We start from the raw sequence: 18,130 nt of genomic DNA, 5'->3' as shown, positions 1-18,130 counted from the left end.
GATACACCTTAGCTGACTGTCCGATTTTCCGGGACCACTTCACTTTCGGCGTACAATGGGTTTCTGAACCGCCTGTTGAGCAAGCGCAGCCTGACCAACGGTGAAATCGCGGTCTACTGTGGCCATCGGAAAATCTGGCGCGAATTCCTGTCTTCAGACCACGCATACGCACTGGTCTTCGAAGATGATTTTCGTGTCATCGATGAGGAGAAGTTTTCGAGGGCCATCCAGGACGGCCTGACGCAGCCCCAAAACTGGGACATCCTGAAGTTCTTCGACTTCAAACCCAAACGGGTGCTTGAGCGCAGGGCCATCGGTTCGACCGGCATCGTCAGATATAAATACGCAGCCTCTGGAGCCGTCGCATATCTGATCGACCGAAAGGCGGCACAAAAGCTCTTATCCAGAAAGCGCTTCTTCCGTGCCGTCGATGAAGACCTCTCCTGGCCCTGGGAACTGGGCCTGTCCATATGGTCAGTCTCTCCCAATCTGGTGGAAGAGGTCAGCCACAACCTCGGTGGCTCTCTGCTCGAAATGGATCGCAAGTCCACCAAACGCCGAAGAAACATTGCACGCTCGCTGTGGGGCAACGTGATCCAGGCTTACAAGCTGGCGCGCTCGAAGGCGTACAATAGCAGCTTCGGCTGAGGCCACTCCCAAGCATTGATGCAACGTCCCCCGCCTCGCCGGAGCGGCATCTCGCTTTTCAACCTGACCAACAACAACCGCACCACCCAGGTTCGCACAATCGGTCTCGCATCGATGAGAAACGATGGCGCGGAGAAGTGAGAAGGCGTAAGATGCGGCCTGTTCACTGATCCGGGCCCAGGCCGCCAGCGCGGTCATTTCGAGGTTCTCACTTTGCATTTCCATTCCGGGGAATGTCTTCGCATCAAATACGCCTTGCCGGACCCTGCGGACGGTCTTGACCGCACAGGCACATTTTTCGCGTCAGGGCGACGGTGGCATGCCGTTTGATATTCGAACGCCACATGCACGCGACCTCGAAGCGCTGCTTGCGATTGAGAACGCAGCGTTCCCCGGCGACAGGCTGTCGCGCCGCTCCTTGAGACGCCTGATGGAGGCGAAGAGCGCCGTCATCTGTGCGGCCGAGGAAGACGGGCGCATCATTGGCTATGCGCTGGCGTTGACCCGGCGCACCAGCACCATTGCGCGGCTTTATTCCATCGCGGTTGATCCTGCCGAAAGCGGCAGGGGCGTGGCGGCGGCTCTGCTTCTGGAACTCGAACGCCGGGTGCTGGACAGGGGCCTGCGCGCGGTGCGGCTGGAAGTGCGGGAAGACAATGAAGGGGCGATCCGGCTCTATCAGCGCGCCGGCTATCACCCATTCGGCCGATACGAGAATTACTATCAAGACGGCATGAGCGCGCTTCGTTACGAAAAGGCGTTACGCGCTTTCAACACGGAGAGCGGCCCCAGATGAGTTGGGTCATCCTGACAGGCAAGAAAGGCGACCTCGACGAGACCGCCACCCCCTACAAGATCATCACCAATCGCGATTACCTGGCGCATCCAGCCCTGTTTCGGGGCCAGCGGCCGAAAATCATCAACTTGTCGTCCAGCTACGCCTATCAGAGCCGCGGATATTATGCATCGCTGCTGGCGAGCTCTCGCGGCCATCGCGTCATTCCCTCGGTCGAAACCATGATCGACCTGTCGGCGCGCAAACTCTATGAAAACGCACTTCCCGAACTGGAGCAGGCGCTCAATCGCTGCCGGGCGGAGACAGGCGGCGTCTTTCCTGCAAGCGTCAGCGTGTTCTTTGGCATTGGTCCCGACAGGGGCTGGGAGCGTTTTGCAAAACTCCTGTTCGACTGGTTTCGCGCTCCCGCGCTCGAAGTCGCCATCAAGGAAGGAGAATGGGCGACGATCACGCGCATCGGCTTTCGCCCGCTATCGCGCATGAGCGCGGCGGAGAAAGAACGCTTCACCGCCTCCCTGCACAGCTATACCAGCCGGCAGTGGCGCGACAGCCGTACCCGCGTTCCGGCACGCTACAGTTTCGCAACGCTGATCGACCCGCGCGAGGAACTGCCGCCATCGAGCGTGGCCTCGCTGAAGCACTGGTCGCGCATTGCTGCCCGGATGGGCGTGGAGGTGGAGCCGATCACCCGGAAGGACCTGCCGCGGCTGGCAAATTTCGACGCCCTTTTCATCCGCGAGACAACGTCCATCTCCAACCACACATATCGGTTTGCACGCCGCGCACAGCAGGAAGGGATGCCGGTCATCGACGATCCTCTCTCGATGATCCGCTGCACCAACAAGGTCTACCTGAACGAGCTGATGGCAACGCACCGCGTGGCGGTTCCGCCGACCGTGATGATTGCCGGCGCCGCCGATCTTGAACGCGCGGCTGACCTGCTGGGTTTTCCGCTGGTGCTCAAAACGCCGGACAGCTCGTTTTCGCGCGGCGTGAAGAAGGCCTCGAACATGGCCGAATTGAAAACACTGGCGATGAAATGGCTGGAAGATTCCGATCTTCTCATCGCGCAGAAGTTTCTGCCGACCGCGTTTGACTGGCGCATCGGGGTTCTCGATGGCGAGCCCCTCTTCTCCGTGCAGTATCTCATGGCGAAGAAGCACTGGCAGATCGTCAATCACGAGCGGCAGGGACGTCCCGACGAAGGGGGCTTCCGCTCGTTCCGACTGACCGAAACACCGGCTGACGTTCTCGATACCGCAGTGCGCGCCGCCCGCTGCATCGGAAGCGGTCTCTACGGCGTCGACATCAAGGCGACACCGGAGGGCATTCACGTCATCGAGGTCAACGACAATCCCAATCTGGATCACGGCTGCGAGGATGCCGGAGAGAAAGACGAAGTCTGGACCCGTCTGACACAGTGGTTCATCGACCGGCTGGAGCGCTGAAAGCTTTTCTCCGGCCAAAAACCTGCCCGACTGGCCGGGCAGGTTGTTTTGACGCCCACTCCCGGTAAGGGTCTCGGGCAGCCGGGGGCGCGTCAGAGCGTGACCCAGCCTTCCGGCGGCTCCTTGCCGGGATGCACCGTGCCGCAGTTCGGACAGGTGCGGTCTTCTTCCGAAGCGTAGAACTTCTTGTAGACCGGCGGCAGGTCTTCGACGATGGACTGAAGCTGCAGCTCGGCGCGATGGACCAGCGTTCCGCAATCGAAACAGTACCATTCGACCGCGTCCAGCTCTCCCGGCTGCCGTTTGGGCTCGACCACAAGGCCGATGGACCCCTCCTGGGGCCGCTGTGGCGAGTGGCGGACATGCGGCGGCAGCAGGAAGATTTCGCCCTCCCGGATCGGAACGTCGTAGAATTCCTCGCCGTCATAGATCTTGAGAACCATATCCCCTTCGAGCTGGTAGAAGAACTCTTCCACCGGATCGTCGTGATAGTCCGTGCGTTTGTTCGGCCCGCCAACGACGGTGACCATCAGATCGGCATCCTCCCAGATCTGCTGATTGCCGACCGGCGGCTTGAGCAGATGGCGGTGCTCGTCGATCCAGGCCTTGAAGTTGAACGCTTTAAGTCTCGACATGGAAACCTCCCTGTTTGCCCTCAGCTTGCTGCAAAGCCGGCAGCGCCTCAAACGTGAACCGGCTATGCAGCTATCGAAAATGGGCATACCCGGCCCGCTCCTGGCTTTCGACAGCCACCGCAGTGCAGCGATGAAGCCAGGGGCCGGGGACGCGCCCCGGCCAGATGCCCAAAGGTTTAAAGCAGCAGCCCGCTGCTCTCGAACGCCGCGCTGGTTGCCGCTTTCTCGGCTTCCGTCAGTTCGAGCATCGGATGACGCACGCGCCCACCGACCTGACCGAGAAGTTCCTGCCAATATTTGCCGTGTGCAGTGGGCTTGCCGCCCGGCTTGGTGCTGCGGATCGCTTCGCGCACCGGGTTGAGGCTGTCGCGCACGCGGCGCGCCTCGGCGAACTTTCCGGCAAAGGCCAGCTGTGTGTATTCATGCATCCGCCGGTCATTGGCGGTCTGGAGCAGATAGGGCGGAGAGGAGCAGAGATAGAGCTGCCAGCCCAGCTCCTCGATATTGTCCAGCCACTCATCCTCGGCCGAGGTGGAAACGAGGATCTTGTCGCCGACCATCTGCGTCAGACGCACATACATCTCGCGCGGGACCGAATATTTGATCGCCATGATGTTGGGCAGTTCCGCCACGCGTGCGCAGGTCTCCGGCTCCATGAGATAACCGCTGTCGGGATGGCTCCACATGGCGATGCCGATATCCAGCCGGTCGCAGAGATATTTGTAATAGTTGTAGAGAACCTCGTCGCGGTCGTGGCAAAAGCTCAGCATCGGCGCATGAACGACAACATAATCAGCGCCACACGCTTCCGCGTGACGGCCAAGCTCGACGACAGTGTCCACATTCTGATCCGAAATGGACATGATCGTACCGGCCTTGTCGCCGCACTCGTCGGCGGCCACCGTCATGTTGCGCTTGCGCTCTTCAAGCGACATGGACCAGAATTCGCCCTGCTTGCCAGCCACAAACAGCCCCTTGATCTCCAGGTCATCGATCCAGTGCCGGATGTTCCGGCGCAGTCCGGCTTCATCCATAGCCAGGTTCGCATCGAAGGGGTTCAGCGCAGCGGCCCAGATGCCCCGCATTGTTTCGCGCGCATAGGCCTTGGCTTCATGTTTGGCGTATTTCATTTGCTGTCGTTCCTGGCTGGCATGCAGTTTGGAAACCGCCCGAGATGGCGGAAGATGCTGCCAACACAATCCTGAACTGGTCGCGAAACCAAACGCATTGCGCCGAATTGGATATTCAAAAAATCTATATCAAGGCCGCGTGCATTTACTTTATACGTGATCACTGGTTTCAGGAGGCTTGGATGAAGATCGGCATAATCGGCGACGGTGCAATCGGACGGTATGTGCGCCGGCAACTTGATGAACGCGGGATCACAACCAGTGTCCTGATGGTGCGCCCGGCGCGCCTGGACGAGGCCACCGATGACGGGATTCTCCGTGTGGCCAGCGTCGAGACGTTGCCGGCGGATGTCGATCTGATGGTCGATTGCGCGGGACACGCGGCGCTGAGCGAACACGGCCCCGCAATACTCCGCAGTGGCCGCGATCTGGTGACCGTGTCGCTTGGCGCACTGGCTGACACCGCCCTGCTGCGGGCACTGGAAACCGCCGGCGCGCAGGGCTCTGCCCGGCTTCATCTTGCAAGTGGTGCGATTGGCGCGCTCGACTGCCTTCAGGCGGCATCGGTTGGCGGGCTGGATGCAGTCACCTATGTCGGAAGGAAACCGCCATTGGGATGGAAGGGATCGCCCGCCGAAAACGTGCTCGACCTCGATGCGCTTCAAAGCGCCGGGATCCATTTCGAGGGAACGGCAGGCGAGGCAGCGACGCGCTACCCGAAGAATGCCAATGTGGCAGCCGCAGTGGCGATTGCCGGTTTGGGGTTCGACGCCACGAAGGTCAGGCTCATTGCCGACCCGGCAGTGTCCGCCAACATTCACGAGGTTCACGCCGAGGGTGGCTTCGGACAGTTTTCCTTCCGCATCGAGGGCCGCGCGCTGCCTGACAATCCCCGTAGCTCAGCCCTTGCCGCCATGAGCGTCGTGGCCGCGATCATGCGGCAGCGGCAGACCGTTACGCTCTAGGCAGGGAGGCGAGTCTCGTGATCACGCGTCATTCCCGCATCGTCGAGCGCGCATTGACCCGCCTGAAGCTGCGTCAGCTCCGGCTTCTCATCGCTGTGGGACAACACGGCAACATCCAGAACGCGGCGCGCCATCTGGGCATCTCACAGCCCGCCGCCACCAAGATGATTCAGGACCTGGAACTCGACTTCGAGGTGAAACTCTTCGAGCGCACAAATCGCGGCGTGGTTCCGACCGTTTTCGGCGCATCGCTGATACGGCACGGCAAGCTGATCTTCGCGCAGGTTTCAAACGCCGCGCAGGAACTCGATGATCTGAACGAGGGCAACAGCGGGCGCGTCGTGGTCGGCACGCTTTTGGCAGCCTCGCCGACCCTCCTGCCCTTCGCCATCGAGAAGCTGTTGCAGGAACGGCCCAAAGTGGCGATCAAGATCGTCGAGGGCACCAACGAAGTTCTCATGCCCGCACTGCTCTCCGGCGAGATCGACATGGTGGTCGGTCGCCTGCCCAGCCACAGGCATCGCTCAAAGGTCGAGCAGGAAAAGTTCTTCGATGAACGCGTCGTGGCCGTGACCGGGACACAGCATCCGCTGGCGCAGCAGAGTTCCGTCACCTTCGAGCAGCTCATGCCCTTCGGCTGGATACTCCCGCCGCTTGAGACGACCCTGCGGCGGCAGACAGATCAGTATTTCGTGCGGCAGGGGCAATACACCCCGCCCACGGCCATCGAGTCGATCTCCTACCTCGCCAACCGCACATTGCTGCAAACGCATGATTTCGTCGGCCTCATGCCAGCCCATGTGGCGTCACTCGACATCGAACACGGGCTTCTGGCCCGTATCGACTGGGCCGTTCCCTTCGGTGCCGGTCCCGTGGGCGTTTCGCACCGTGGCGAGCAAAGCCTTTCGCCCGCAGGCGCCGCCTTTCTGAACGTTCTGCGAAAGGTCGCCACGGATATCTGAGCGCTAACCGGCAGACGCCTGCTATCACGCAATCGGATATCCGTATTTGGTCAATTTCCTTGAGAACATACCTGCCCGAATGAGACCTTTGCCCCGAAATACAGTCTTACGAGGGCATGATGAGCACCTATCCGGAACTACACCTCTATATCGGTGGAGAGTGGCGCAAAACGGCAGATGACCTTCCGGTCGTGAACCCCGCAACCGAACAGGAAATCGGCCGATTGCCGCATGCAGACATTGCCGATCTGGACGATGCGCTGGCCGCCGCGCAGGAAGGCTTCCGCGTGTGGAGTCGGACCGCGCCCAGAGACCGTGCGGACATCATTCTCAGGGCCGCCGCGCTCATGCGCGAGCGGCAAGAAGAGATCGCACAATCGATCACCGCCGAACATGGAAAGCCGCTCTCTCAGGCGCGGCTGGAAGTCATTCGTGGCTGCGAGTTCCTGGAGTGGGATGCGGGCGAGGCAGTGCGCACCTATGGCCGTGTCATCCCGTCTGCTCCGGGCGTGCGCTACATGGTTCATCACCAGCCCATCGGCGTGGTTGCCGGTCTTTCGCCGTGGAACTTTCCGATGAGCCAGCCGGCGCGGAAGGTTGCAGGCGCGCTCGCCTCGGGGTGCTCGATCATCCTCAAGGCTGCGGAAGAGACGCCGGCCGGCGCGCTGCACATCGCCCGCGCGTTTCATGATGCTGGCCTTCCCAAAGGCGTTTTGAACCTCGTCTTCGGCACGCCCGCCATGATTTCCGATCACCTTATCCGGCACGACGCGGTGCGGCTTGTCGCCTTCACCGGATCGACGGCGGTGGGCAGGCAGCTGACGACGCTCGCCTCCGAACACATGACCCCGGTGCTGATGGAGCTCGGCGGGCACGCGCCCGTGATCGTCTGCGAAGACACGGACGTGCAGAAGGCCGCGATCAGCGGTGCGGTTCGCAAGATGCGCAATGCCGGACAAGTCTGCACGTCGCCCACGCGCTTCTTCGTGCATGAAAGCATCTTCGACGAATATGCCGATGCCTTCGTGAAACGCGCTGCTCAAACGGTGGTTGGAAACGGCGTCGAGCCGGGTGTCGAAATGGGGCCGCTGGCCAATGAGCGCCGCCTCCCCGCGCTCAGTGCTCTGGTCGAGGACGCCCGCGCCAGGGGCGCCGAGGTGCGCACCGGCGGCGCACGCATGAGCAATGCCGGGTATTTCTTCCAGCCGACCGTTCTGGTGAACGTCCCCGACGATGCCAGGGTAATGCAGGAAGAACCGTTCGGCCCGCTGGCCGTCATCAATCCGGTAAGCTCGCTGGACGAGGCGATTGAGAAGGCCAACTCGGTGCCTTACGGCCTCGCAGCCTATGGGTTCACCAACCGCGCCGACTATATCGACCGCATGACCGACGGCGTGGAGGCGGGCAACCTCTCCTTCAACACACTGGAGGCCTCTTTGCCGGAAACGCCGTTCGGCGGCGTGAAGTCCAGCGGCTATGGGCGCGAAGGCGGCACCGAGGGCCTGCACAACTACATGGTCGTCAAAAACGTGTCGCACAGCATGACGATTGTTTGATCCGGGTGCGGGTGCGCGCCGCCAACCATGCGCGCACCCGCCAATCCCACGGCTCCTCACCCGCCGATATCCGCTTTTCCCCCTCAGGCCCGCGACTTTCCACCGGCTGTCAAATCACCGTCGCACGCCTCCGCTAGGAGTCTGGGCATTTGCCGAGACAGGTCGGCTCGGTCCAGCACAAAGCCAGAGGAATGCCGTGATGAAAAAGCAGGATATCGTCAATCTCTCCTGGGATGAATTCGATGAAATGCGCGATCCCCGCCCCGATGCCAATGGCTTCGATGCGGTTGTCGAGCGCGCCATTTCGCGCCGTGGCTTTCTGGGCGGCGTGCTTGCCTTCGGCTCTGCCGCAGCCGTGATGGGGAGTGGAGTTCTCTCCTCCACCACCTCCGCAAAGGCGCAAGGTTCGGCCTTCGCGTTCGAGCCGATCGGCATCGCCACCGACCACGACATTCACGTCCCGAAAGGCTACGCCTGGAAGACGCTGGTGCGCTGGGGCGATCCGCTTTTCAAGGAAGCCGAGGGCGCCTATTCGCCGGAAACGGGCGTGTCCGTCGACATGTCCGAAAAGGTGTTCGGTGAAAACACCGACGGCATGGAAACCTTTGTCGATGGCGACAAGACGATCCTCGCGATCAATTCGGAATATGTGAATCCGAAGATCAACCTGCCGGCCGCCTCCGAAGGCATGCCGCAGAACGCCGATGAAGTGCGTCTTCTCAAGAACATGCAGGGTGTCACCGTGCTCGAGATCGCCGACAGCGGCGACGGCTATGAAGTCGTGCTCGACAGCCCTTACAACCGTCGCATCACCCATGAAACGCAGATGACGATGGACGGCCCCGCCGCCGGCTCCGATCTGGTCAAGACCAACGCAGATCCTGAAGGCGTTTCGCCCAAGGGCACGATGAACAATTGCGGCTCCGGCAAGACGCTCTGGGGCACCTATCTGACCTGCGAAGAAAACTTCAATGGCTATTTCGGTGCGACCGCCGAGCGTGAAGCGACGGAAGGAGAAAAGCGCTACGGCATCGGCGGCGAAGGCCGTTACGCCTACGAAAAGTTTGAAGAGCGCTTCGACCTCGCAAAAGAGCCCAACGAGCCGAACCGCCATGGCTGGGTCACGGAAATCAACCCGCTCGACCCGTCCTCCACCCCGGTCAAGCATACGGCGCTCGGCCGCTTCAAGCACGAGAACGCCGAGATGGTGCAGGCCGCCGACGGACGCATCGTGGTCTATATGGGCGACGACGAGCGCGGCGAGTTCATCTACAAATATGTCTCCGACAAGAGCTGGGCCGAAGGCCAGCCGACCGATGGCCTGCTGTCGAACGGCACGCTGTATGTCGCAAAGTTCAATGACGACATGACCGGCGAGTGGCTGCCGCTGACCCCGGAAAGCACGGGCATGGAACTGGCGGACATTCTGGTGTTCTCGCGCATGGCGGGCTCCAAGGTCGGCGCGACCACCATGGACCGCCCTGAATGGGTTGCCGCAAACCCGCTGCGCGTGGAGGTGTATTGCGCCCTCACCAACAACAAGAACCGTGGCGTGAAGGCCAATGCCGGTGGTGATGAACAGCCGGTGGGCGGCCCCAACCCGCGTGAGACCAACAATTACGGTCAGATCGTGCGCTGGCGCCCGGCTGGCGAAGACCACGGCGCAGACGGCTTCACCTGGGATCTCTACGTCATGGCCGGCAACCCGACCGTCTACGACAACGTCTATGCCGGCTCGGAAAACGTCAACGAAGGCAACATGTTCAACTCGCCCGACGGCATGGCCTTCTCCTCCGATGGCATGCTGTGGATCCAGACCGACGGCGACGACAGCAATGAAGGCGAGTTCGCTGGCCAGGGCAACAACCAGATGCTGGTCGGCAATCCCGAAACCGGCGAGATCGCCCGCTTCCTGACCGCGCCGAACGGCGCGGAAGTGACCGGCCTCAGCTGGTCGCCGGACGGCAAGGTCGCCTTTGTCGGCATCCAGCATCCGGGCGGCAACTGGCCGGACGGAAACGGCAAGCCGCGCTCGGCGGTCATCGCGGTCTGGCGCGAAGATGGCCAGGCCATCGGCTGATTGCCCACCGCCGCAGATCAGAAAGGGGACGTCCTGCGGGACGTCCCCTTTTGCATGCGGGGGCGAATTCGGAGACGGCGCACCATCCCGCTCACTCTCTTGACCCGCACAGCGGACAGCCCTTTTCGTTTCAAAACGAGCCGTTTATGACGGCTTGACGCAGACACATTTCCACCCCACCTGTCAGCCGCCCCGCATAATGCAATTCACCAACCGGATCACCACACCGTGCAAGCGCTCAAGAGCCTGATTGAATCCCGCCGTTTCGAGGCGGTCATCACCGTCCTCATCGTCATCAACGCCGTCACGCTCGGGCTTGAAACCTCAGAGCGCGCCATGGCCGCCGTTGGCCCGCTGCTGCTGACGATCGACCGGGCAATCCTCGGCGTCTTCGTGCTGGAACTCATGGCGCGCTTCGCGGTCTACCAGAAGAATTTCTTCCGCGATCCCTGGCGCATCTTCGATCTCTTGATCGTGGGCATCGCGCTGGTGCCGGCAACGGCCGGCCTCTCGGTGCTGCGCGCCCTGCGCATTCTGCGTGTGTTGCGGCTGGTCAGCATGGTGCCGTCGCTGCGCCGGGTCGTTGGCGGCCTTGTCGCGGCGCTGCCCGGCATGGGCTCCATCATGCTGCTGCTCGGCCTCGTCTATTATGTGTTCGCCGTGATGGCGACGAAGCTTTTCGGCGCGTCCTTCCCCGACTGGTTCGGCACGATCGGTCATTCGGCCTATTCGCTGTTCCAGATCATGACGCTGGAAAGCTGGTCGATGGGCATCGTGCGACCGGTGATGGAAGTCTATCCGCTTGCCTGGATGTTCTTCATCCCCTTCATCGTCTCCACCACCTTCACGGTGCTCAACCTCTTCATCGGTATCATCGTCTCGGCCATGCAGGCCGAGCATGATGAGGAAGCATCGGCAGAGCGCACGGCGCTACAGGCCGAGCAGGAAGTCATCCTCGATGAAATCCGCGCCCTGCGCAAAGAAGTGCAGGCGATGAATGCCGAGAAGCAGAGAGCGGAGCGCTGATCGGAACGATCAGCGCATCCGGAAATGCTTGGAGAGCTTGAGCGACTGGCCCTGATAGTTTGACTTCAGGTCCGCGCCATAGAGCGCGCTCGGCCGAGATAGCATCCGCTCATAAACGAGCCGGCCAACGATCTGTCCATGTTCGAGAATGAACGGGACTTCGTGGCTGCGCACTTCCAGAACGGCGCGGCTGCCGGTGCCGCCTGCCGATGAATGGCCGAAGCCGGGATCGAAGAAGCCGGCATAGTGAACGCGGAATTCGCCCACCAGCGGATCGAAAGGCGTCATCTCGGCGGCATGGAAGGGCGGCACATGCACCGCCTCCTGCGACACGAGAATATAGAACTCGTCCGGATCGAGAATCAGGCCGCCAGCGCCATCGCCGGTGAGCGGTTCCCAGAAATCGGCAACCTCGTGCTGGTCGCGCTTGTCCACGTCGATCAGCGCCGTGTGATGCTTCGCGCGGTAGCCGATCAGCCCGTTGGCGTCGCCACTCAGATCCACTGAAAGCGCAATGCCGCCCTTGGTGATGTTCGGCTCTTCCGCCGCGACCAGCGTTTCGCGCGCATGCAGGTCCGCCAGCGCGCTTTCATCGAGCAGCGCCTTGCCGGTGCGAAAGCGGATCTGCGACAGGCGCGAGCCGGTGCGCACGACGATGGGGAAGGTGCGCGGGCTCACTTCCATGTAGAGCGGGCCGGAATAGCCGGCGGGGATCTTGTCGAACTCCTGGCCATTGTCGGTCATCACGCGCGTGAAGATGTCGAGCCGGCCGGTCGAGCTTTTCGGATTGGCGGAAGCCGAGATGCCATCCGGCAGGTCGAGCCCTTCGAGAAGCGGCACGATGTAAACACAGCCGGTTTCCAGAACCGCCCCCTCGCCCAGCTGGATCTCGTGCAGCTTGAGCCGGTCGAGCTTTTCCGAAACGCGATGGTTGGGACCGGGCAGGAAGCTGGCGCGCACGCGATACGCCACAGCGCCAAGCCTGAGGTCGAGACTGGCCGGCTGGATCTGGTCAGGGTCCAGTGGGCGGGCCGAGGCCAGCGCCCCGTTGTCGAACAGTGCCGCGATGTCCTTGTCCGGCAGAATTCCCGCTTTTGCCAACGCCCCTTCTCCTTGCACAGGGTTTAATTGAACGAGGTTTAGCGCCGCTTGTCGTTGACGCAAGGCGCTTGAGGGTCTAATGGACCTTTATCCCGTGGTGATTTGGCCGGTCGGCTTGCAGCCACGTTAAAGAAGTCGCTAAAAGGCCGCGCTCGATGGACGAACCGGCATGCGACTTTTCGCGGCCGGTTTTTTTGTTGGGTAAAGAAGCGATGACCGATCATTTCGAAGACAACTGGAAACCACAGACAGCCCTCGTGCATGGCGGGGTCACCCGCTCGCATTTCGGCGAGACCTCAGAAGCGCTCTATCTGACTCAGGGCTTCGTTTATGACAGCGCGGAAGCCGCCGAGGCGCGCTTCAAGGGCGAAGAGCCCGGTTTCGTTTACTCGCGCTATGCAAACCCCACCGTGGACATGTTCGAGCGCCGCATGTGCGCGCTGGAGGGTGCAGAAGAAGCCCGCGCCATGTCATCCGGCATGGCTGCCGTCACCGCCGCCCTTCTCTGTTCGCTCAAGGCGGGCGATCACGTGGTCGCCGGCCGCGCGCTGTTCGGCTCCTGTCGCTGGGTGGTCGAGACGCTGATGCCGCGCTACGGCATCGAAACCACGCTGATCGATGGCGCAAAGCTTGAGAACTGGAAAGCCGCCGTGCGGCCCAACACCAGGCTGTTCTTCCTCGAAAGCCCCACCAACCCGACGCTGGAAGTGGCCGACATCGCCGGTGTCGCCGCACTTGCCAATGAAATCGGCGGGCGACTGGTGGTCGACAACGTGTTCGCCACGCCGCTCCTGCAAAAGCCGCTGGAGCTTGGCGCACACGTGGTCGTCTACTCCGCCACCAAGCATATTGACGGTCAAGGCCGTTGCCTTGGCGGCGTCGTGCTTTCGGACCGGGAGTGGGTGGACGAGCACCTGCAGGATTTCTTCCGTCACACCGGGCCGAGCCTCTCGCCGTTCAACGCCTGGACGCTGCTCAAGGGACTGGAGACACTGCCGCTGCGCGTGCGCCAGCAGACCGAGAGCGCAGGCCGCATCGCGGATCTGCTCGCCGGGCATCCGAAGATCGCGCGCGTCATCTATCCCGGCCGCAAGGACCACCCGCAGGCCGACATCATCGCCAAACAGATGAAGGGTGGCTCGACGCTGCTCTGCGTCGAACTGAAGGGCGGCAAGAAGGAAGCCTTTGCGTTTGAGAATGCGCTGAAAATCTTCCAGATTTCCAACAATCTGGGCGATGCCAAGAGCCTCATCACACATCCCGCCACGACGACGCACAAGAACCTGTCGGACGAGGCGCGCGCCGAGCTTGGCATTGGCGATGGCACGCTGCGCCTTTCGGTGGGCCTCGAAGACGGCGACGACCTTATCGCCGATGTCGAGCGCGCGCTGGACGCGGTCTAAACCTCAGCCCCGCGCTCCGGGCCGGTTCAGCCGAACCGGCCTGCCGCCAGAACGATGCGCGACACGGTCGTGTAGAGCGTGATGAGAGCAAAGGCGTAGGCGAAGATCGCGAACCATTGCGGGAAAAGGCACATGGCCACGAACACGGCCAGCGTCTCGCTGGCCTCGGCAAGCCCCGTGGTGAAGAACAGCGATTTCTCGCCCCGCGCCCTGCTCTTGAGACGGTGTTTTTCGGCCATCACCGCATAGGCGAGAAAGCTCGCCCCATTGACGTAGAACGCAAGAAGCAGCACCCCGCCGGCAATGGCGTTGGCCTCCGGATCTGCAATGATGAAGCCAAGCGGCACCGCGCCGTAGAAGGCGAAATCGAGCACAATGTCGAGATAGCCGCCGAAATCTGTCTTGCCATTGATGCGCGCCACAGCGCCATCCAGCCCGTCGCACAGGCGACTGGCGAGAATAAGCGCCAGTCCGGCCCAATAAGCGCCGAATGCGATGGCCGCCGCTGCCGCCAGCCCCAGAACCAGACCTGCATAAGTGATGGCGTTCGCGCGCACTCCCGCCGCCGCGAGCTGCGTCGCCATGGCCGACAATCCGGGATCGATCTTTCGGTGCGCCCAACCGTCAAGCATGTTTCACCACTGTTTCCCTGCTGAACGGCCCATGATTAGCGTCTTTCCTGCTCTCATGCCGCTCACAATGGCGTCATGGGAACGTTATGGAGAGCGTCACTGGGGAGCATTACGGGGCCTTCCTGAGCGAAGACGCCATGAGCTTTGCCTTAATTTCTGCTATAGTCGCGGTCTTTCATGAAGACGCGCAACGCGATGCTCGCGTGGCGCGTCCAGCAAGAGCTTGCCCCAATGTATCGAACCGTCACCCAATCCATCGAAGTGTGCGCCGAGCCCAGCTATCTGTCGTCCCAGTCGGACCCGGAAAGCCGTCATTTCGTCTGGGCCTATCGGATCACCATCACCAACCATTCGCCCGAAACCGTTCAGGTGGTTTCGCGCTACTGGCACATCACCGATGAAACGGGACGGGTGCAGGAAGTGCGTGGCGAAGGCGTGGTCGGCGAACAGCCGGTGCTGCAACCCGGCGACAGTTACACCTACACCTCCGGGTGCCCGCTTACGGCACCCTCGGGCATCATGGTCGGACGCTACACCATGCGCGGTCCGCATGGTGTATTCTTCGATGTGGACATCCCGGCCTTTTCGCTCGACCTGCCGGGCGCGGCCGCCCGGATCAACTGAAGTCGGCGGGGTCGAACACGTATTCCGTCGAGCAGAACTCGCAGGTCACACGGATGGACCCTTCATCCGTGCTCTCAGCCAGCTCTTCCGGCGTAAAACCGTCCAGAACCGCCTTGATCTTGTCGCGCGAGCAGGAGCAGTCGTCCAGCACGTTCGTGCCTTCATAGACACGCACGCCATGCTCGTGGAACAGGCGATAGAGAAGCCGCTCCGACCCCACGGTGGGATCGACCAGCTCGGTCATCTCGGCCGTGGAAAGCAGCATGCGCGCTTCCTGCCAGGCATCATCTTCGGGATGCGTCGAGCCGTCATGGTTCTCGTCGCCGTCACCGCCGTGCAGATCCGCGCCGCGCATACGCTCATGCGAAGCTGGCAGGAACTGCAGGAGAACGCCACCCGCGCGCCAGTGTTCCTGGCCGCCATCGGCGCCCGGCAGAACCATCTTGGCCACGCCAAGCCGCACCTCGGTCGGGATCTGTTCGGACTGGCGGAAATAGGTCTTCGCCACGTCTTCGAGATTGGTGCCGTCGAGCTGGACGATGCCCTGATAGCGCTGCATGTCCGAACCCTGATCCACCGTCAGAGCCAGAACGCCGGCACCGAGCAGATCTTCAGGCGAATCCTTGCCCGCTTCCACGGCCTGCGCCAGACGGTCCTCATCGAACCGCGCATAGGCGCGCACCGAGCTCGGCGTCGCGAAATCGGCAACCAGCATGTCCACCGGCCCGTCGGAACGGGTCTGCACGATGAACTTGCCCTCGAATTTGAGCGAGCTGCCCAGAAGCACCGTGAGCACGATCACTTCGGCAAGCAGCCGCGCCACCGGTTCGGGATAGGTGTGACGGGCGAGAATCTGGTCGAGCATCGGCCCGAGCTGGACCGCGCGGCCGCGCACATCCAGAGGCTCCACATCGAAGGGCACGACGTGATCGTCGCCGGCGAAGCCGAACTCGCCCAATTTTCTCGCTTCGCTCGTCACCGGGTTAAACACCATGCAAGGACTGCTTTCTGTGCGTGAAGACGGTTTTCAGCCTCGTCAAACACCACTGAATGCGGGCCGTCAATAACCTCGTCGGTCACTTCTTCGCCGCGATGCGCCGGCAGGCAGTGCATGAACAGCGCGTCGGACCTGGCGTGTTTCATCAGCGCTTCGTTCACCTGGTAGGGCATGAACACGTTGCCACCGCGTGCGCGATGCTCCTGGCCCATCGAAACCCAGGTGTCCGTGACGACACAGTCGGCGTCCGCCACCGCTTCTTCTGCGGTCTTGGTGAAGGTGATGCGGCCACCATTGGCGCGCGCCCACTCGACATATTTCGCGTCCGGCTCGCTGCCCTTCGGCACCGCGATGTTGAGACGGAAATCCATGCGCGCCGATGCCTCGATGAGCGAGTGCAGAACATTGTTGCCGTCGCCGGTCCAGGCGAACAGCTTGTCCTTCACCGGGCCGCGATGCTCCTCGAAGGTGAGGATATCGGCCATGATCTGACAGGGATGCGTATCATCGGTCAGGGCATTGATAACCGGGACCGTCGCATTTTCCGCCAGTTCCAGCAGGCGCTCATGCGCCGTGGTGCGGATCATGATCGCATCGACATAGCGCGACAGAACCTTCGCCGTGTCGGCGATGGTTTCCGAGCGGCCAAGCTGCATCTCCGCGCCGGTCAGCATGATGGTCTCGCCACCCAGCTGACGCATGCCGACATCGAACGACACGCGGGTGCGCGTCGACGGCTTGTCGAAGATCATGGCAAGCGCCTTGCCCTCGAGCGGCTTCTCGCGCTCGCCGGCTTTCAGACGCTCCTTGCGCGCACGCGCATCGTCCAGCATGAAACGCAGGTCCTGCGCGTCCACGGTCGAAAGATCAATGAAGTGGCGAAGACCGCTGGCCATGCCCGTCTCCCTGGTTTTATCAAGCATCGGCTTTTTCGGTCGCGTTCACCGCGGCAGCGGCATCGTGAATGCGCTTCACCGCCTCGCGAATTTCGTCTTCGGTCACGATCAATGGCGGCAACAGACGCAGCACATTGTCGCCAGCCGGCACCACCAGCATCTTCCGGTCGCGCAGGGCTTCCAGAAGGCGCAGGTTCTGCACCTTGCATTTGATGCCGATCATCAGACCTTCACCGCGAATACCCTCGATCACATCGGGGAACTCGTCGGCAACGGCGGCAAGCCCCTGCTTGAGCTGCAGGCCGCGCGCGGCGATGTTTTCGAGGAAACCGTCCTCCAGCACCACATCGAGCACAGCATTGCCGACCGCCATGGCGAGCGGATTGCCGCCAAATGTCGTGCCATGGGTGCCGGGCGTCATGCCCTTGGCAGCCTCGGCCGTGGCAAGGCAAGCGCCGAGCGGGAAACCGCCGCCAATGCCCTTGGCAACCGCCATCAGATCCGGCGTGATCTCGGCCCACTCATGGGCAAACAGCTTGCCCGTGCGCCCGACGCCGCTCTGCACCTCATCAAGGATGAGCAGCAGGCCATGCCGGTCGCAAAGCTCGCGCAGACGACGCATGAAGGCATTGGGAACCGGGCGCACACCGCCCTCACCCTGGATCGGCTCCACAAGGATAGCCGCCGTTTCCGGGCCGATTGCCTTTAAGAGCGCATCTTCGTCACCGAACGGCACCTGATCGAAACCTTCGACCTTGGGGCCAAAACCTTCAAGATACTTCGCCTGTCCGCCGGCAGCGATGGTGGCGAGCGTGCGGCCGTGGAACGCGCCCTCGAACGTGATGATGCGGATACGCTCGGGCTGGCCGTTCACATGGTGATAGCGTCGCGCCGTCTTGATCGCGCATTCCAGCGCCTCTGCGCCCGAATTGGTGAAGAACACCTTCTCGGCAAAGCTGCTCTCTGCAAGGCGCTCGCCCAGACGGGCCTGACCGGGAATTTCATAGACATTGGAGACATGCCAGAGCTTGCCGGCCTGTTCCGTCAGCGCCTCTACGAGGTGCGGGTGCGCATGCCCCAGTGAATTGACGGCAATGCCGGCAGCGAAATCGAGATAACGCTCGCCATCAGCCGTTTCGATCCAGCAGCCCTCGCCGCGCTCGAATGCGAGGGGTTGACGGGCATAAGTTCCATAAAGCGCAGATTCACGCATCCACACGGTCTCCGCTGA

Annotated in this window: 17 protein-coding genes and 1 riboswitch; of the genes, 10 read left to right on the top strand and 7 right to left on the bottom strand. The window is 62.0% G+C overall.

The window, feature by feature from the left end:
- Nucleotides 1-12: 12 nt before the first annotated feature.
- The 3 genes from NDI72_RS10090 (at nt 13) to NDI72_RS10080 (ending at nt 2,892) form a co-directional block, all read left to right on the top strand.
- Complete coding sequence (locus tag NDI72_RS10090) at nt 13-648, top strand: glycosyltransferase family 25 protein (protein ID WP_349632270.1); 636 nt, start codon at nt 13-15, stop codon at nt 646-648.
- Between the two features lie 319 nt (nt 649-967).
- Nucleotides 968-1,444 carry a GNAT family N-acetyltransferase gene (locus tag NDI72_RS10085; protein ID WP_206553607.1) on the top strand — a complete coding sequence of 159 codons (477 nt, stop codon included), beginning with the start codon at nt 968-970 and terminating at the stop codon, nt 1,442-1,444.
- Nucleotides 1,441-2,892 carry a RimK family ATP-grasp domain-containing protein gene (locus NDI72_RS10080; RefSeq protein WP_283800385.1) on the top strand — a complete coding sequence of 484 codons (1,452 nt, stop codon included), beginning with the start codon at nt 1,441-1,443 and terminating at the stop codon, nt 2,890-2,892. The genes NDI72_RS10085 and NDI72_RS10080 overlap by 4 nt, the downstream gene beginning before the upstream one ends.
- A gap of 92 nt (nt 2,893-2,984) precedes the next feature.
- Here the strand turns inward: NDI72_RS10080 and NDI72_RS10075 are convergent, their stop codons facing one another.
- On the bottom strand, nt 2,985-3,527 hold the full coding sequence (locus NDI72_RS10075; RefSeq protein ID WP_206548671.1) for a 3-hydroxyanthranilate 3,4-dioxygenase: 543 nt from the start codon (nt 3,525-3,527) through the stop codon (nt 2,985-2,987).
- A 176-nt stretch (nt 3,528-3,703) separates the two neighbouring features.
- The gene (locus NDI72_RS10070) at nt 3,704-4,657 is read right to left on the bottom strand and encodes a dihydrodipicolinate synthase family protein (RefSeq protein WP_206548672.1); all 954 of its coding nucleotides are present in this window, start codon (nt 4,655-4,657) and stop codon (nt 3,704-3,706) included.
- Nucleotides 4,658-4,839: 182 nt separating this feature from the next.
- Here NDI72_RS10070 and NDI72_RS10065 point away from each other — a divergent pair, with 182 nt between their 5' ends.
- The 5 genes from NDI72_RS10065 to NDI72_RS10045 all read left to right on the top strand — a co-directional run bounded on the left by NDI72_RS10065 (nt 4,840) and on the right by NDI72_RS10045 (nt 11,246).
- Entirely contained in the window at nt 4,840-5,622 is a 783-nt protein-coding gene (locus tag NDI72_RS10065; protein ID WP_283800384.1) for an aspartate dehydrogenase, read from the top strand.
- Nucleotides 5,623-5,639: 17 nt separating this feature from the next.
- Entirely contained in the window at nt 5,640-6,584 is a 945-nt protein-coding gene (locus NDI72_RS10060; RefSeq protein ID WP_206548674.1) for a LysR substrate-binding domain-containing protein, read from the top strand.
- Nucleotides 6,585-6,703: 119 nt separating this feature from the next.
- The gene (locus NDI72_RS10055; RefSeq protein ID WP_283800383.1) at nt 6,704-8,140 is read left to right on the top strand and encodes an NAD-dependent succinate-semialdehyde dehydrogenase; all 1,437 of its coding nucleotides are present in this window, start codon (nt 6,704-6,706) and stop codon (nt 8,138-8,140) included.
- Nucleotides 8,141-8,339: 199 nt separating this feature from the next.
- Nucleotides 8,340-10,220 (top strand): PhoX family protein, encoded by a 1,881-nt coding sequence (locus NDI72_RS10050; RefSeq protein WP_283800382.1) that lies wholly within the window; start codon nt 8,340-8,342, stop codon nt 10,218-10,220.
- 228 nt (nt 10,221-10,448) lie between these two features.
- Complete coding sequence (locus tag NDI72_RS10045; protein ID WP_283800381.1) at nt 10,449-11,246, top strand: ion transporter; 798 nt, start codon at nt 10,449-10,451, stop codon at nt 11,244-11,246.
- A 9-nt stretch (nt 11,247-11,255) separates the two neighbouring features.
- Here the strand turns inward: NDI72_RS10045 and NDI72_RS10040 are convergent, their stop codons facing one another.
- Nucleotides 11,256-12,347 (bottom strand): 2'-deoxycytidine 5'-triphosphate deaminase, encoded by a 1,092-nt coding sequence (locus NDI72_RS10040; RefSeq protein ID WP_283800380.1) that lies wholly within the window; start codon nt 12,345-12,347, stop codon nt 11,256-11,258.
- 84 nt (nt 12,348-12,431) lie between these two features.
- Nucleotides 12,432-12,509, top strand: a riboswitch (SAM riboswitch).
- Nucleotides 12,510-12,559: 50 nt separating this feature from the next.
- On the opposite strand from NDI72_RS10040, the gene NDI72_RS10035 reads away from it, so the two are divergent.
- Complete coding sequence (locus NDI72_RS10035; RefSeq protein WP_206553602.1) at nt 12,560-13,750, top strand: O-succinylhomoserine sulfhydrylase; 1,191 nt, start codon at nt 12,560-12,562, stop codon at nt 13,748-13,750.
- Between the two features lie 26 nt (nt 13,751-13,776).
- On the opposite strand, the gene NDI72_RS10030 is transcribed toward NDI72_RS10035, so the two are convergent.
- Nucleotides 13,777-14,382: a CDP-alcohol phosphatidyltransferase family protein gene (locus NDI72_RS10030; RefSeq protein WP_283800379.1), complete on the bottom strand. Its 606-nt coding sequence runs from the start codon at nt 14,380-14,382 to the stop codon at nt 13,777-13,779.
- Nucleotides 14,383-14,613: 231 nt separating this feature from the next.
- Here NDI72_RS10030 and apaG point away from each other — a divergent pair, with 231 nt between their 5' ends.
- Nucleotides 14,614-15,006, top strand: a complete 393-nt coding sequence (apaG, locus tag NDI72_RS10025) for a Co2+/Mg2+ efflux facilitator ApaG/CorD (protein ID WP_283800378.1) — start codon at nt 14,614-14,616, stop codon at nt 15,004-15,006.
- On the opposite strand, the gene NDI72_RS10020 is transcribed toward apaG, so the two are convergent.
- The 3 genes from NDI72_RS10020 to NDI72_RS10010 are packed head-to-tail and all read right to left on the bottom strand — an operon-like array spanning nt 14,999 to nt 18,112.
- Nucleotides 14,999-16,000 (bottom strand): Hsp33 family molecular chaperone, encoded by a 1,002-nt coding sequence (locus NDI72_RS10020; protein WP_206544505.1) that lies wholly within the window; start codon nt 15,998-16,000, stop codon nt 14,999-15,001. The genes apaG and NDI72_RS10020 overlap by 8 nt on opposite strands.
- Entirely contained in the window at nt 15,982-16,899 is a 918-nt protein-coding gene (gene argF / locus NDI72_RS10015) for an ornithine carbamoyltransferase (protein WP_113154010.1), read from the bottom strand. The genes NDI72_RS10020 and argF overlap by 19 nt, the downstream gene beginning before the upstream one ends.
- 19 nt (nt 16,900-16,918) lie before the next feature.
- A complete protein-coding gene (locus NDI72_RS10010; RefSeq protein WP_283800376.1) occupies nt 16,919-18,112 on the bottom strand; it encodes an aspartate aminotransferase family protein in 1,194 nt (397 codons plus the stop codon).
- Nucleotides 18,113-18,130 lie beyond the last annotated feature (18 nt).

Origin of the sequence: Nitratireductor sp. GZWM139 (assembly GCF_030068685.1) — a bacterium.
Classification (GTDB): Bacteria; Pseudomonadota; Alphaproteobacteria; order Rhizobiales; family Rhizobiaceae; genus Nitratireductor; species Nitratireductor aquimarinus.
The sequence above is the reverse complement of the archived record's forward strand: the minus strand, read 5'-3'. Positions and strand labels throughout refer to the sequence as shown.

Excerpts from the sequence above, each read along its gene's own strand:
- NDI72_RS10085 (WP_206553607.1), top strand. The coding sequence starts at position 968 with ATGCCGTTTGATATTCGAACGCCACATGCACGCGACCTCGAAGCGCTG.
- NDI72_RS10080 (WP_283800385.1), top strand. The coding sequence starts at position 1,441 with ATGAGTTGGGTCATCCTGACAGGCAAGAAAGGCGACCTCGACGAGACC.
- NDI72_RS10075 (WP_206548671.1), bottom strand. The coding sequence starts at position 3,527 with ATGTCGAGACTTAAAGCGTTCAACTTCAAGGCCTGGATCGACGAGCAC.
- NDI72_RS10070 (WP_206548672.1), bottom strand. The coding sequence starts at position 4,657 with ATGAAATACGCCAAACATGAAGCCAAGGCCTATGCGCGCGAAACAATG.
- NDI72_RS10065 (WP_283800384.1), top strand. The coding sequence starts at position 4,840 with ATGAAGATCGGCATAATCGGCGACGGTGCAATCGGACGGTATGTGCGC.
- NDI72_RS10055 (WP_283800383.1), top strand. The coding sequence starts at position 6,704 with ATGAGCACCTATCCGGAACTACACCTCTATATCGGTGGAGAGTGGCGC.
- NDI72_RS10050 (WP_283800382.1), top strand. The coding sequence starts at position 8,340 with ATGAAAAAGCAGGATATCGTCAATCTCTCCTGGGATGAATTCGATGAA.
- NDI72_RS10035 (WP_206553602.1), top strand. The coding sequence starts at position 12,560 with ATGACCGATCATTTCGAAGACAACTGGAAACCACAGACAGCCCTCGTG.
- NDI72_RS10030 (WP_283800379.1), bottom strand. The coding sequence starts at position 14,382 with ATGCTTGACGGTTGGGCGCACCGAAAGATCGATCCCGGATTGTCGGCC.
- apaG (WP_283800378.1), top strand. The coding sequence starts at position 14,614 with ATGTATCGAACCGTCACCCAATCCATCGAAGTGTGCGCCGAGCCCAGC.
- NDI72_RS10020 (WP_206544505.1), bottom strand. The coding sequence starts at position 16,000 with ATGGTGTTTAACCCGGTGACGAGCGAAGCGAGAAAATTGGGCGAGTTC.
- argF (WP_113154010.1), bottom strand. The coding sequence starts at position 16,899 with ATGGCCAGCGGTCTTCGCCACTTCATTGATCTTTCGACCGTGGACGCG.
- NDI72_RS10010 (WP_283800376.1), bottom strand. The coding sequence starts at position 18,112 with ATGCGTGAATCTGCGCTTTATGGAACTTATGCCCGTCAACCCCTCGCA.